This window comes from Streptomyces tricolor (assembly GCF_002155905.1).
In the GTDB taxonomy this organism is placed as follows: domain Bacteria; phylum Actinomycetota; class Actinomycetes; order Streptomycetales; family Streptomycetaceae; genus Streptomyces; species Streptomyces tricolor.
In genome coordinates this window covers 1-13,536 of the sequence record NZ_MUMF01000518.1, presented here as the reverse complement: position 1 = coordinate 13,536, position 13,536 = coordinate 1, and the positions used below count along the sequence as shown (strand labels likewise).

Genomic DNA, 13,536 nt, shown 5'->3' with positions numbered 1-13,536 from the left:
GGCGAGCGGCAACTCCCCCTTGACCTCCGGGTGTTTGCTCACCCGGGAGTGCCAGCGGCCGAGCGCGAAGCCCCGGCCGGGGCCCGCCGGGCGGGGCGTCCTGTCGGTGGCGGCCTGCGGGAAGAGGGCGCCGCCGGGGCGGTCCAGGTTGCCGGTGAGGATGTTGAGGACGTCGACCAGCCAGCTGGCCAGGGTGCCGTGCGGCACGGTGCAGCTGCCGATGCGGGCGTAGACGGCGGCGGTGGGGGCGGCGGCGAGGTCCCGGGCCAGGGTGCGGACGACACCGGCGTCCAGGTCGCAGGCGGGGGCCACGGCCTCGGGGGTGAAGTCGCCGAGGGCGTCGCGGAGTTCGTCGAGCCCTTGGACGTGCGGGGCGAGGTGCCCGAGGTCGACCAGGTCCTCCGCGAAGAGGGTGTGCGCCATCGCGGCGAGCAGCAGGGCGTCGGTGCCGGGGCGGATCGCCAGGTGCCGGTCGGCGAGCTTGGCGGTGCGGGTGCGGCGCGGGTCCACGACGGTGAGCCGGCCGCCGCGGGCCTTGAGCGCCTTGAGCCGGCCGGGGAAGTCGGGGGCGGTGCACAGACTGCCGTTGGACTCCAGCGGGTTGGCGCCGATGAGCAGCAGGTGGTCGGTGTGGTCGAGGTCCGGCACGGGGATGGCGTACGCGTCGCCGAACAGCAGCCCGCTGGAGACGTGCTTGGGCATCTGGTCGACCGTGGAGGCCGTGAACAGGCTGCGGGTGCGCAGGGCGCCGAGCAGGACCGGCGGGTAGAGGCCGCCGGCCATGGTGTGCACATTGGGGTTGCCGAGGACCACGCCGACGGCGTCGGGGCCGTACCGCTCCACGACCGGGCGCAGGCCGGCGGCGACCGCGTCGAAGGCCTCTTCCCAGGTGGCCTCGCGCAGGGTGCCGTGCTCGCGGAGGAGCGGGGTGCGCAGCCGGTCGGGGTCGCCGTCGACGGCACCGAAGGCGGCGCCCTTGGGGCAGATGAATCCCTTGCTGAAGACGTCGTCCCGGTCGCCGCGGGCGCCGGTGACGCGGGTGCCCTCGATGGTGAGGGTCAGCCCGCAGGTGGCCTCGCACAGGGGACAGATTCGCAGGGCGGTGCGGGACACGGGTCCTCCCGTAGGGGTCGGCGGCGGCGCCGCGCAAGCGCAGGCGGGCTGGAGCGAGCATACCGACCGGTAGGCATGGAGGGGAGACCTCTTCCGGCACCGACAGCGGCGGGAACCGGTCGCACGGGCGCCCGCGGGGGCCGGCCGGGCACGTGCCCGCGGTTCCCTGGGGGCCGAGCCGCGGCGCCCGGCCCTGCCGGACACGCGGCCCCGGCGGCCCGGCTCAGTCGAGCACGCGCCTCAGGTACGCCCGCAGCAGCTCCCGCGTCTCGTGGACGATCGCCTCGTCGCCCTGGGGGTCGACCCGGAAGGCCAGCTGGACCAGGGTGTCCGCGGTCTCCACGGCGACCAGGAACACGCGGCGCAGCTCCTCGTCCGGGGTGCGGCCGAGGTAGCCGGAGAGCAGGTGGATGAGCCGGTCGGCGACCCGGGTGTTGGGCTCGGCCTGCCGGGCACCCACCGGTATCTGGTTGCCGAAGTCGACCAGGGAGAAGCCGGGTGCGGTGCGCTTCATGCCGAGGTACTCGTCCAGGACGGCGTCCATGGCGGCCCGCCAGTCCCCCTTGCGGGCCTCTTTCATGCGCTCGGTGACCCGCTCGACGTACCGCTCCAGGTTGCGCTGGGCGAGGGCGTCGGCCATCTGCCGTTTGTTGCCGAAGAAGCGGTAGACCGAGCCGATGGGGACTCCGGCGCGTTCGGCGACCGCGCGCGTGCTCAGGGCGTCGTAGCCGACCTCGTCGAGGAGTTCGGCGCAGGCGTCCAGAATCCTGGTCAGCCGTTCGGCACTGCGCCGCTGGACGGGCGCACGGCGAAGCGATGTCGCATGGGGCACGGGCTTCATGATGCCTTTCCGCCGGGATCCGGTGAACCTCACCCCACAGTACGAAGACAGGTGACCGGTGCACTCATGCGCCGACGGCGCCGACGGCGCTCATCCCCCGGCGGCGGGGGACGCGGTCGCGACCGGCGGCTCCCCCGCGCCCGTCTCGGCGCCGGACACCGTGATGTCGGCGGTGCTCTCGACCGGCTTGCCGTGGACGGCCCACACCGTGCCGTCGTCGGCGTACAGGCGGGCGGTGATCTGGTGGGTGCCGTGCGGGACGCGGTCGGCGGGCAGGTGGTAGGCGGGGGTGCGCAGCCGGGCGACCCGGCGGCCGTCCACGAACAGGTGGGCGAGCCCCCGGCCGGCGACCGGCACCGGCCGCGCGTCCGGCGGGGAGCCGCGGAAGTGCCGGAAGGCCAGCCGGACGTCCCAGCCGCCGGCCGGGTCCGGGGTGACCTCCACGCGGACCTCCGGGGCGTTCTCCCCGGGCACCTCCCGCAGATTGCGGCCGGTGTCGTCGGTCTCGTCCAGCACCTGCCCCACGGGCGAGGACGAGACGGTCCCCCCGCGCGCCTCCCCAGTGGTGCAGGCCGCCGCTCCGAGCGGCAGCAGGGCGCACACCGCGAGCGCGGCGAGCGGTCCACGCGTCCACTTCGTCCACGACATGACCGGGAGCGTAGAACAGCGGCCCCGTCCCCCGGATCCCCCTCAAGTCTGGTTCCGGCCATACCTCTGCGGGAGGACCCGGCGCCCTCTTGCGCGGACCCCCACTCATTCCTACGGTGTTGCATAGGAATCGGGAGCACAAGGAGCGATCATGAGCGATGGGGGCACCTCCCGCGCGAGCGTGTTCGAGCGCGGAGGAGCGCGGAAGACCGCCGAGGGGCTGTCGTATCTGACCGGGTTCGGCAACGAACACGCCTCGGAGGCGGTGCCGGGTGCCCTGCCCGAGGGCCGCAACTCGCCGCAGCGCGCACCGCTCGGCCTGTACGCCGAGCAGCTGAGCGGTACGGCGTTCACCGAGCCCCGGGCGCACAACCGGCGCTCCTGGCTGTACCGCATCCGCCCCTCGGCCGCGCACCCGGCGTTCACCCGCACCGACAACGGCGCGATCCGTACGGCCCCGTTCACCGAGACCGTGCCCGACCCCAACCGGCTGCGCTGGAACCCGCTGCCGGAGCCGCCGGCCGGTACCGACTTCCTCGGCGGCCTGTGGACCCTGGGCGGCAACGGCGACGCGACCCAGCGCTCCGGCATGGCCGTGCACCTGTACCACGCCAACGCCTCGATGGAGCGGGTCTTCTCCGACGCCGACGGGGAGCTGCTGATCGTGCCGGAGCGGGGCGGACTGCTGCTGCACACCGAGTTCGGCCGGCTGCATGTGGAACCGGCCGAGGTGGCGCTGATCCCGCGCGGGGTGCGCTTCCGTGTGGAGCTGCTCGATGAGTCGGCCCGGGGCTATGTGTGCGAGAACTATGGGGCTCCTTTCCAGCTGCCCGACCTCGGACCCATCGGCGCCAACGGGCTGGCCAACGCCCGGGACTTCCGGGCGCCGGTCGCGGCGTACGAGGACGTCGAGGGCCCGGTGGAGGTGGTGAACAAGTTCTGCGGCAACCTCTGGACGGCCACCTACGACCACAGCCCGCTGGACGTGGTCGCCTGGCACGGCAACCATGTGCCGTACGTCTATGACCTGCGCCGGTTCAATGTGATCGGCACCATCTCCTACGACCACCCCGACCCGTCGATCTTCACCGTCCTGACCTCCCCGTCGGACACCCCGGGCCTGGCCGGCGTGGACTTCGTGGTCTTCGCGCCGCGCTGGCTGGTGGGCGAGGACACCTTCCGGCCGCCGTACTTCCACCGGAACGTGATGAGCGAGTACATGGGCCTGATCGAGGGCGCGTACGACGCCAAGGCGGAGGGCTTCGTCCCCGGCGGCGGCTCACTGCACAACATGATGTCGGCGCACGGCCCGGACCGGGAGACGTTCGACCGGGCGAGCGCGGCCGAGCTGCGCCCGCAGAAGATCGACGACGGGCTGGCGTTCATGTTCGAGACCCGCTGGCCGGTCACCCTCACCCCGCACGCGGCGGGCGCCGAATTCCTCCAGCGGCGCTACGACGACGTGTGGCAGGGGCTGGAGCGGCACTTCCGGGCGTGACGGCCGCCGTTGCGCCGAACGTTCTCCGCCAGGTACGGATAGCCGCGTGACCTCCTTCGCTCCGGATTCGATCGTCCTGAACCGCAAGCTGCCGCTGTGGTACCAGGTGTCGCAGTCGCTGCGCGCCTCCATACTGGGCCGCTCGCCCGAGGACCCGCTGCGCCTGCCCACCGAGGAGCAGCTCGCGGAGCACTACGGCGTGAGCGTGCTGACCATGCGGCAGGCGCTGAAGGAGCTGGAGGACGAGGGCCTGATCAGCCGGCACCGGCGGCGCGGCACGTTCATCGAGCCCGGCGTCCGGCGCGGGGCCCCGGTCCGGCTGCTCGGCTCGGTGGACGCGATCGTGGCCCAGCAGTCCGGGATGACGACCGAGCTGCTCGGCCACGGCCGCGTGCCCGTGCCGTCCGGGCTCGCCGAGTACTTCCCGGACCTTGCGGAGGTGGCGTCGTACCACCGGCTGCGCAGCGACGAGAAGACCGGCGAGCCGACCAACCACGCCGTCAACCACGTCCGCCCCGACCTGGCCGAGCGCATCGACCTGGACGACCTGGTGCGCTGGCCGATGACCAAGGTGCTGCGGGACGTGGTGAAGGCGGACATCAGCCGGATCACGGACACCGTCCAGGCCCGGCTCGCCGACCCGGAGACGGCTCGCCTGCTCGAAGTGCCGCTGCTCAGCCCGATCCTGCACTACACGGGCGTCACGTACGACACCGAGGGGCGGGTGCTGGACGTGGCGGTCATCCACTACCGGGGGGACCGGTTCTCGTTCACGGTCACCCTGGACGCCACCTGATACCGGGGCCGGGCGAGGCCTTACGATGCCCAGCGTGACGCACGACGACGCTCCGCTGCTGGCGGACCTCATGCCGTGGTCCGTCGCACCGCTGCGGCCGGGCCGTGCCTGGCCGGCGGCGCCCGATCCGGCCTCGCTGCGGGCCCGTTGGGACGCCCTGCTGAAGGCCGAGGGCCCGGACCGGGAGGCCCTGTTCGAGCCGACCCGCGCCCGTACGCTCCGGTCGGCGGTGGCCCAGCTGCCCGGCCGGTCCACCGGTACGCGGCGGCTCGCGCGGGCCGAGGGCCCCTGCGCGGAGCCGGTGCGGGTGCTGGCCGCCCCGTTCGACGAGCAGTGGCTGATCCCGGACCACCGGCTGCTCGACACGGCCCGTCCGGAGCTGTGGCGGGTGGCGGACGCGCGGCAGGTGTTCACGGTCGAGACGGGCGGTGACGCCGGCACCCCGCTGCTGGCCACCTCCCACCTGCCCCTGCTGCGCACCGGCCGGATCCGTCCGCTCTACCGCCGCCCCGGCGGCACGGAACCCAACCTGGCCCCCGGTCTGCTGGACCATCTCGCGGCCCGGCTGGGCGTGCGCCCCGCGGCGCCGGACGTGCTGGCCTGGATCCTGGCGACGGTCCGCCCGGACCTGACCGTCCCGCTCACCGAGGACCCGGGCCTGTGGGAGTCCGGGGTGGACGTGGGCCGCCGGACGCTGTGGCTGATGCGCCGCGACGGCGAGCGCCCCAAGCTGCCCGGTGGCCGCCGCCCGTACGTCCGCGCGCCCCTGCCGAGCCGGCCGCTCGGCCTCCGCTACGACCGGGACGAGGAGACCCTGCACCTGGACGGGGGCCGCATCTCCCCCGTCCCGCCCGAGGCCTGGGACTACGAGGTGGCCGGGGCCCGGGTCCTGGAGACCTGGTTCGCGGCACGCACCGCACCGGCCGAGCCGGGCACGCTCGCCGCGATCCGTCCGGCGACCTGGCCGCAGAGCTGGACCTCGGAACTGCTGGAGCTGATCACGGTCCTCGCCCTGCTGGCGGAACTGCGCCCGCTCCGCGCCGAGTTGAAGCCGGCGTCGCCGGTCACGGCGGCCGATCTGCGCGAGGCGGGCGTCCTGCCGGTGCCGGCCCCCTCCCGCCGCCCCGCCTCGGTCCTGGACCACCGGGAAGAGGGCCCGGACGGGCAGTTCACGCTGCTCTAGCCGCCGGCCCGCCGGCGCAGGGCGGCCTCCAGCCGGGCGATGTCCTCGGCGTCCTCGGCGCGGCGGGGCCGGGCCCGGACAGGACGCGGAGCACCTCGCCGGCACGCCGATCCGGCTCGGCCGTACACCGGCGCCGGGCCGCCGGCCTTCAGCTCGACTTCCTGAAGCACGGCCCGGAGAGCGGCTTCACCCTCGTCGACCGGGACGGGGCGGCCCAGGCGAACCAGTCGATGCCCTCGTGCTCGCGGGTGGCCTCGCCGAGGAAGAAGTCCCTCGCCCAGCCGCCGCGCAGCCGGAGCGGGACGCCGCTGGCGCGGGTCGCCGACAGGACGTCCGCGATCAGGCCGAGCCGGCGTTGGGCAGCGACCGGTTCACCGGGCGCCGCGCTCGGGGTCGAAGGCGTCGAGGACCCGCTCCACCGCTCGTTCGAACACCGCCTCCAGGTCGATCGGCCCGGCGTCCTCCGCGAACGCCGCCGCCATGCGCGGATACGCGCCGGAGGCGATCCGGCTCCCCAGGTAGGCGATGCGGACCGCGTTTTCCTCGTCCTCCGACCAGGGCAGGGCACGGACCCGTTCGGCGGTGTCGAGTTCGTTGCGGACGTAGGTCGTGACCATGCCGTTCAGCAGGGCGATGAACTCCAGCTTGGTGCCGTACGGAGCCTCCAGCGGGTCCAGGCAGGCCAGGCAGTGCTCCAGGTAGCGCAGGGCGTTCGGGCTGAAGCCGTACGCGGGGGACATCAGGCGGGGCAGCCATGGGTGCCGGCGCATCAGCTCGCGCGTCTGCCCGGCCACCCGGCGCATGTCGGCCCGCCAGTCGCCGCTCGGCTCCCAGCGCGCGTGCTCCGCGCTGACCGCGTCCACCATCAGCTCGTGCAGGTCCTCCTTGCGGGGGACGTAGTTGTACAGCGACATGGTGCCGCAGCCCAGCTCGGCCGCGACGTGCCGCATGGACACCGCGTCGAGCCCCTGCGCGTCGGCGATCCGGACGGCGGCGGCGGCGATGTCGTCGCGCGTGTACGCCGGCTTCGGACCCCGGCCGGTGCGCTCGGGGCGCGCCCAGATCACCTCGGGGACGGCCCCTCGGACTGCCATCGGTCATCACCTCGGCCACCATCGTAGTTACGTACACCGTACGCAGTGCGGTATGGTCCCGGCATGACTACTACGTACGCTGTACTTAGTGAGGGTCTGGAGAAGCGCTTCGGCGCGGTGCGGGCCCTGCGCGGGCTGGATCTGGCCGTCGCCGAGGGCACGGTCTGCGGGCTGCTCGGGCCGAACGGGGCGGGGAAGACGACGGCGGTGCGGCTGCTGACGACGCTGCTGCGCCCGGACGGGGGCTCGGCGCGGATCGCGGGGCACGACCTGGTGCGGGAGGCGGCGGCCGTGCGCCGCCGGATCGGGGTCACCGGGCAGTACGCCTCGGTGGACGGGGACCTCACCGGCCGGGAGAACCTGCGGCTGTTCGCCCGGCTGCACCGGGTGCGCGGGCCGGCCGCCCGGGCCGACGCACTGCTGGAGCGCTTCGGTCTGACCGAGGCCGCGGACCGGAAGGCGGCGGCGTACTCGGGCGGCATGCGGCGCCGCCTCGACCTCGCCGCGAGCCTGGTCCGCCAGCCCGACGTGCTCTTCCTTGACGAGCCGACCACCGGACTCGACCCGGCCAGCCGCGCCCGCGTCTGGCAGGCGGTGCGCGAGCTGAAGGCGGACGGCACGACGGTGCTGCTGACCACGCAGTACCTGGAGGAGGCCGACCGGCTCGCCGACGACATCGCGCTGGTGGACCGGGGCCGGGTCGCCCACACCGGCTCGCCGGCCGCGCTCAAGGCGCTCATCGGGTCGCACGTGGAGGCGGTGGTCGCGGATGCCGGCGCGCTGCCGCGGGCGGCGGCCGTGCTCGACCGGCTGACCGGCCGGGAGCCCGCGTTCGACCGCGAGCGGAACGCCGTCGGCGCGGTCACCACCGACCCGACCCTGACCCTGCCCCGCCTGGTGCGCGAACTGGACGCGGCCGGCGTGCCGCTGCTGGACGCGGGCATCCGCCCGCCCACCCTCGACGACGTCTTCCTGCGGCTCACCGGGCAGTCCGCCGGCAGAGCCGACAGCACCGACAGCACCGACAGCACCGACAGCGGGGAGCGTGCCGCATGAGCGCGATGGCGTACGACGGACTGGCGATGGCCGGCCGGCAGCTGCGCCGGGTCCGCAACAGCCCGGGGCTGGCGGTCCTGACCCAGCTGATGCCCGTCAACATGCTGCTCTTCTTCGGCTACGTGTTCGGCAGCGCCCTGGCCATGCCCGGCCGTGAGTACCGCTCCTTCCTGGTCCCCGGGCTGCTCGTGGCGACGGCCGCCGGCGGGCTGATGACCGGCATGTTCCAGGCCGCCCAGGACACCCACCGGGGCGTGACGGACCGGTTCCGGACGATGCCGGTGAGCCGGGCCGCCACGGTCCTCGGGCAGGCCGTCGCCGACCTCGTGGTCACGGCCGCCGGGACGGTGCCGCTGCTGCTGACCGGTCTCGCGGTGGGCTGGCGGATCGAGGGGTCGGCGGCCGGGGCGGCCGGTGCCGTGGGGCTGCTGCTGCTCTTCCGGTTCGCCTGCACCTGCGCCGGGATCCTCCTCGGGCTGCTCACCCGCAGCGAGGAGGCGGCCGGTCAGCTCGGCGCCTCCTCCTTCGTGCTGCCGCTGCTGTCCAACGCGTACATCCCGACGGACGGCCTGCCGGGCTGGCTGCGCACGCTCGCCGAGTGGAACCCCGTCAGCGCGGTCACCACCGCCCTGCGGGACCTGTTCGGCAACGCGCCCGTCCCGGAGGGCGCGGCCTGGCCGGTGGCCCACCCGGTGGCCGGGTCGCTGGTGTGGAGCCTCGCCCTGATCGCCCTGTTCCTGCCGCTCGCGGTGAGCCGGTACGCGCGGGCCGAGTGACGCCGCACTGCTGACAGAACCGCCGGCCGGGGGAGATCATCCACCCCATGGATCAGCTCCCGCTGCCCCTGGAGGGCATCACCGTCGTCGCCGTCGAACAGGCCGTGTCCGCACCCTTCGCGACCCGGCAGCTCGCCGACCTGGGCGCCCGGGTCATCAAGGTGGAGCGGGTCGACGGCGGCGACTTCGCGCGCGGTTACGACACGGCGGCCCGCGGCCTCGCCTCGCACTTCGTGTGGTGCAACCGCGGCAAGGAGTCCCTCGCGCTGGACCTGAAGGATCCGCGCGGCCTGGACGTCGTACGGCGGCTGGTCGCGGACGCGGACGTGTTCGTGCAGAACCTCGCGCACGGGGCCGCCGCCCGGCTCGGCCTGGACGCGGCCACGCTGTGCGCCGCGCACCCGCGGCTGATCGCCGTGGACATCTCGGGCTACGGCGGCTCGGGGCCGTACGCGGACAAGCGGGCGTACGACATGCTCGTGCAGTGCGAGGCGGGGCTGGTGTCGGTCACCGGGACGCCGGAGCAGCCGGTGAAGGCGGGCATCCCGGCGGCGGACATCGCGGCGGCCATGTACGCGTTCTCGGGGGTGCTGGCCGCGCTCGTGCGGCGCGGCACGACCGGGCGGGGCGGGCCGGTGGAGGTGTCCATGCTGGAGGCGCTCGCCGAGTGGATGGGCCATCCCCTGCATCACACGCTGCACGGCGGGCGGCCGCCGGCCCGCACCGGGCTCGCGCACGCCGTGATCGCGCCGTACGACGCCTATCCGACGGCGGACGGCGGGCGGGTGCTGCTGTCGGTGCAGAACGACCGGGAGTGGCGGCGGCTGGCCGAGCAGGTCATCGGCCGCCCGGAGCTGGGCACGGATCCGGCGTACGCGACGAACGCGGCGCGGGTGGCGCACCGGGAGCGGACCGACGCACTGGTCGCGGGGGCGCTGGTGGTGCTGGACGCCGAGGAGGCGCTGGCCCGGCTGGAGAAGGCGGGGATCGCCTGCGCCCGGCTGCGGGACCTGCCCGAGCTGGCGGCACATCCCCAGCTGGCGGTCCGGGAGCGGTGGCGTCAGGTGGGGTCGCCGGCCGGGCCGCTGATGGCGTTGCTGCCACCGATCACGCTGCCGGGCGGGAACGAGGCACGGATGGGTGACGTGCCCGCACTCGGGCAGCACACCGGAGCGCTGCTGCGTGCCGTGGGGATGACGGACGACGAGATCGCAGCGCTGCGCCGGGACGGTGTGGCGGCCTGAGCGCGGGCACCCCTGCTCGGGGTCAGGGGCCCTGCGCCGCGGTCAGTGACTGCCGAAGAGCGAACGGCGCAGCCGGCGCAGCGGCGCGAAGAGGGAGACGCGGCTGACCCGCGCACCCCGGTCGCTGTGCTGGCGCACGGTGTCACGCGCCGTCAGTTCACGCATCAGCGACGTCGCCTCGACCGTCTCCCGCTGCGGTATGGCGGGACCCGCCAGCACCGACAGATGGCGGTCGAGGCGCGAACTGGTCGCGCTGCTCCCGCAGGTGATCGCAGGGACCCGCGCCCTGCTGCGCACTGTTATCTGTTCCATGTCACTCCCCACCCGTACGAGTCCACCCGGCCCGGGCAGGGTAACCCTATCGCCCCACTGGGGCACGCGTGTATCTCGGCCACAGGATTCACCTTCCCTGTAAGGGGGTTGACCATCCCTCTTTGACTACTCTCCGAATCCGACCGATTTCAGGGTGAGTTGGACAATGGGCTGGCTGGTGGGCTGCGCTGACCCACCGTCAGGTTCGACGGTTACGGCGAGTGACGACGAGGCGGGGTCGAGCCCCTTCGCGACCAAGGGCGTGTCGCCCGTGAGGAGCCCCAGGGAGCGCGGTTGCACTCGGGGGCGCATGAGCCAGAGCTGGTGGACGCGCCCGCCGGGCGGGGTGCCGTATCCGCTGAGGGTGACGACGGCCTCCCGCCCGGAGGCGGAAGCGATTACTCCGATACTGCGGCCCCGGGCGTCCTCGGCGCTCGCCGCCCGGGCGTCCGGAGCGGCCAGAACGTGGGCGATCTCACGTGCCCGGGCCTGCTCGGCGGTGAGCCGGTCCTCGGTGCGCTGCGCCTGGACGGCGAAGAGGGAGGCGACGACGAGGGCCGCGGCGGCGGTGGCCGTGGCGAGCGGGGCGAACAGGGGACGGCTCCGGGGCGTCCGGGCGCGGCCGGGCGGGGGCTGGGTGCCCCAGACGTGCGGCGGCAGCTGGGGCGCGCGCTCCCGGGACGGCGCCTGGTCCCGGGCGGCCGCGCGGCCCCGGGCGGCGGCCCGGTCCCGCGGTGCCGTGCGCCGCCGGTCCGGGGCCGGTTCCTGCGGGGTGCTGCGGACGGCGGCCAGGACCCGGTCGCGCAGGGCGGCGGGCGCGGGGGCCGCCGTGGACCAGGCGAGCCGGACCGCGTCCTCGGCCAGGTCCCGCACCTCCGCGGCGCAGCGGTCGCAGCCCGCCAGGTGTTTCTCGAAGCGGCGCCGCTCGCCGGGTTCGAGGGCGTCGAGCGCGTAGGGGGCGGCGAGGGAGTGCAGGTCCTGGCGGCGCAGCAGCTTGCCGAGGATGCTCATGCGGCGCCTCCCAGGCACTCGCGCAGCCGGGTGAGTCCGTCGCGCATCCGTGTCTTGACCGTGCCGAGCGGCAGCTTCAGCCGCTCGGCCACCTCACGGTAGGTGTACCCGTCGTAGTAGGCGAGGGTCACCGACTGGCGTTGCAGAGCCGTGAGCCGGTTCAGGCAGCGGCGCACCCACTCGCGTTCCAGGCCGGCCTCGACCTCCTCGGCGACCTGGTCGAACGCGGGTTCCCCGGCGCGCAGGGCCTCGCGCTGCTCGCGTTCCCCGGCCGCGCGGGCGCTGCGCACCCGGTCGACGGCGCGGCGGTGGGCGAGGGTGAGGATCCAGGACAGGGCGCTGCCCCGGCCGGGGTCGAAGCGGGCGGCGGAGCGCCACAGTTCGAGCAGGACCTCCTGGGCGACCTCCTCGGACTGGGCGGGGTCGCGCACCACCCGCCGGACCAGTCCGTACACCGGACCGGACACCAGGCCGTACAGCTCCTCGAACGCTCGCTGGTCGCCGTCCGCCACGAGCACCAGCAGCTCGTCCGCCTGCATACGGGCCCCCTCTCCGTGGCCGCAGCCGGCTCTTCCCCGCGCACCGCGCATCCGCACCGAGACACACCTCCCCGAGGACTTACGGATCCGCGGGCCGAAAACGCGGGTCCCGGACCGGGAAAAAGTTTTTCGCCGGCCGACCAAACCGATCGGCGGGTTCGCTCCGTATACCCGTCCGTCAAAGGCACGTAGGCACGGAGGACGGACGGCATGACACCTCTTTTTCCCAGGAGCGGTGCGGGGCGCTCGGGCCTGGTCACGCTCATCTGCGGCGCGCTGGCCGCCGGCGGGCTCACGGCCGCCGGCGTGGCCACGCTGGCACCCGGGGCGGCCTCCGCCTCCTCCCACCGGGAGGCCCCGCTGATCTCGGGCACCCCGCAGTTCGACAACACGGACCTGTACGCGTTCGTCAGCCCGGACAAGCCCGACACGACGACGATCGTGGCGAACTGGATCCCGTTCGAGGAGCCGGCCGGCGGACCGAACTTCTACACGTTCGCCGACGACGCCCAGTACGACCTGCACATCGACAACAACGGTGACGCGCAGGGCGAGCTGGTGTTCCGCTACACCTTCAAGACGCGGACGCGGAACGGGAACACGTTCCTCTACAACACGGGTCCGGTCACCAGCCTGGACGACCCCGACCTCAACGTCACCCAGACGTACGACATCGATCTCATCCGGCTCAAGAACGGGCACGAGGCATCGAAGACGAAGCTCGCGGACAACGTGCCGGTGGCGCCGTCGAACGTCGGCAAGGCGTCCATGCCGGACTACGGCAAGCTGCGCGCGCAGGCGGTGCACAGGACGGCGAGCGGCGCCGCGACCTTCGCGGGCCAGGCCGACGACCCGTTCTTCCTGGACCTGCGGGTCTTCGACCTGCTGTACGGCGGGAACCTCACCGAGGTCGGCCGGGACACCCTCAAGGGCTACAACGTCAACACCATCGCCCTCCAGGTGCCCAACGACCTGATCCGCGAGTCGTCCCACCAGCCGGTCGTCGGCATCTGGTCCACCACCCAGCGCCGTAACGCCCAGGGCTACTACAGCCAGGTCTCGCGCCTCGGCAACCCGCTGGTCAACGAGGTCGTGAACCCGCAGAAGGACAAGGACAAGTTCAACGCCTCGCAGCCCGCGTACGACGGGCAGTTCCTGAAGAACGTCACCAACCCCGAGCTGCCGAAGCTCATCGAGTCCATCTACAAGATCAAGGCGCCCGCGGAGCCGCGCAACGACCTGGTCGACGTCTTCCTCAAGGGCGTCAAGGGTCTGAACCAGCCGCCGCACGTGAAGCCTTCGGAGCAGCTGCGGCTGAACACCTCGATCAAGCCGAGCGCGCACCCGAAGCGGCTGGGTGTGCTGGACGGCGACAACGCGGGCTTCCCGAACGGCCGTCGGCTCACCGACGACGTGATCGACGCG

16 protein-coding genes are annotated in these 13,536 nt (G+C 73.8%); 7 read left to right on the top strand and 9 right to left on the bottom strand.

All coding sequences use genetic code 11. The features are described 5' to 3' along the window. The 3 genes from CCN44_RS32325 to CCN44_RS32315 all read right to left on the bottom strand — a co-directional run. On the bottom strand, positions 1-1,113 hold a 1,113-nt coding region (locus CCN44_RS32325), incomplete at its 3' end, for a molybdopterin-dependent oxidoreductase (protein WP_158103178.1). 223 nt (positions 1,114-1,336) lie between these two features. Then, positions 1,337-1,954 carry a TetR/AcrR family transcriptional regulator gene (locus CCN44_RS32320; RefSeq protein WP_086701686.1) on the bottom strand — a complete coding sequence of 206 codons (618 nt, stop codon included), beginning with the start codon at positions 1,952-1,954 and terminating at the stop codon, positions 1,337-1,339. A gap of 90 nt (positions 1,955-2,044) precedes the next feature. Further along, on the bottom strand, positions 2,045-2,602 hold the full coding sequence (locus CCN44_RS32315; RefSeq protein WP_086701683.1) for a hypothetical protein: 558 nt from the start codon (positions 2,600-2,602) through the stop codon (positions 2,045-2,047). 151 nt (positions 2,603-2,753) lie between these two features. Between CCN44_RS32315 and hmgA the strand changes: the two genes are divergently transcribed. Genes hmgA through CCN44_RS32300 form a run of 3 tightly spaced genes read left to right on the top strand, consistent with a single transcriptional unit; the run spans position 2,754 to position 6,079 of the window. Continuing rightward, positions 2,754-4,100 carry a homogentisate 1,2-dioxygenase gene (hmgA, locus tag CCN44_RS32310; RefSeq protein ID WP_059248474.1) on the top strand — a complete coding sequence of 449 codons (1,347 nt, stop codon included), beginning with the start codon at positions 2,754-2,756 and terminating at the stop codon, positions 4,098-4,100. 46 nt (positions 4,101-4,146) lie between these two features. After that, the gene (locus CCN44_RS32305) at positions 4,147-4,896 is read left to right on the top strand and encodes a GntR family transcriptional regulator (protein WP_059248475.1); all 750 of its coding nucleotides are present in this window, start codon (positions 4,147-4,149) and stop codon (positions 4,894-4,896) included. A 25-nt stretch (positions 4,897-4,921) separates the two neighbouring features. Continuing rightward, on the top strand, positions 4,922-6,079 hold the full coding sequence (locus CCN44_RS32300; RefSeq protein WP_059248476.1) for a type ISP restriction/modification enzyme: 1,158 nt from the start codon (positions 4,922-4,924) through the stop codon (positions 6,077-6,079). On the opposite strand, the gene CCN44_RS44615 is transcribed toward CCN44_RS32300, so the two are convergent. The 3 genes from CCN44_RS44615 to CCN44_RS32295 form a co-directional block, all read right to left on the bottom strand. Beyond that, complete coding sequence (locus CCN44_RS44615; RefSeq protein WP_158103177.1) at positions 6,076-6,249, bottom strand: hypothetical protein; 174 nt, start codon at positions 6,247-6,249, stop codon at positions 6,076-6,078. The two genes, CCN44_RS32300 and CCN44_RS44615, sit on opposite strands and share 4 nt — an antisense overlap. After that, entirely contained in the window at positions 6,228-6,371 is a 144-nt protein-coding gene (locus CCN44_RS43545; RefSeq protein ID WP_244204000.1) for a hypothetical protein, read from the bottom strand. Before CCN44_RS43545 ends, CCN44_RS44615 begins: the two co-directional genes overlap by 22 nt. Before the next feature lie 79 nt (positions 6,372-6,450). After that, positions 6,451-7,173 (bottom strand): TetR/AcrR family transcriptional regulator, encoded by a 723-nt coding sequence (locus tag CCN44_RS32295; RefSeq protein ID WP_086701680.1) that lies wholly within the window; start codon positions 7,171-7,173, stop codon positions 6,451-6,453. 63 nt (positions 7,174-7,236) lie between these two features. Here CCN44_RS32295 and CCN44_RS32290 point away from each other — a divergent pair, with 63 nt between their 5' ends. From CCN44_RS32290 to CCN44_RS32280, 3 genes are read left to right on the top strand one after another with little or no spacing between them, the layout of a single operon-like run. Beyond that, positions 7,237-8,229, top strand: coding sequence for an ATP-binding cassette domain-containing protein (locus CCN44_RS32290; RefSeq protein ID WP_086701677.1), 993 nt, complete (start codon positions 7,237-7,239; stop codon positions 8,227-8,229). Then, positions 8,226-9,005 (top strand): ABC transporter permease, encoded by a 780-nt coding sequence (locus tag CCN44_RS32285; protein WP_086701674.1) that lies wholly within the window; start codon positions 8,226-8,228, stop codon positions 9,003-9,005. The genes CCN44_RS32290 and CCN44_RS32285 overlap by 4 nt, the downstream gene beginning before the upstream one ends. A 47-nt stretch (positions 9,006-9,052) precedes the next feature. Next, positions 9,053-10,249, top strand: coding sequence for a CaiB/BaiF CoA transferase family protein (locus CCN44_RS32280; protein ID WP_086701671.1), 1,197 nt, complete (start codon positions 9,053-9,055; stop codon positions 10,247-10,249). Between the two features lie 42 nt (positions 10,250-10,291). On the opposite strand, the gene CCN44_RS32275 is transcribed toward CCN44_RS32280, so the two are convergent. From CCN44_RS32275 to CCN44_RS32265, 3 genes are all read right to left on the bottom strand, one after another. Beyond that, positions 10,292-10,561, bottom strand: a complete 270-nt coding sequence (locus CCN44_RS32275) for a hypothetical protein (protein WP_059248481.1) — start codon at positions 10,559-10,561, stop codon at positions 10,292-10,294. Between the two features lie 126 nt (positions 10,562-10,687). Beyond that, positions 10,688-11,572, bottom strand: coding sequence for an anti-sigma factor (locus CCN44_RS32270; RefSeq protein WP_086701668.1), 885 nt, complete (start codon positions 11,570-11,572; stop codon positions 10,688-10,690). Then, positions 11,569-12,111, bottom strand: coding sequence for a sigma-70 family RNA polymerase sigma factor (locus CCN44_RS32265; protein WP_059248483.1), 543 nt, complete (start codon positions 12,109-12,111; stop codon positions 11,569-11,571). Before CCN44_RS32265 ends, CCN44_RS32270 begins: the two co-directional genes overlap by 4 nt. Before the next feature lie 210 nt (positions 12,112-12,321). Here CCN44_RS32265 and CCN44_RS32260 point away from each other — a divergent pair. Next, a partial coding sequence (locus tag CCN44_RS32260; RefSeq protein WP_086701665.1) for a DUF4331 domain-containing protein occupies positions 12,322-13,536 on the top strand: 1,215 nt, incomplete at its 3' end.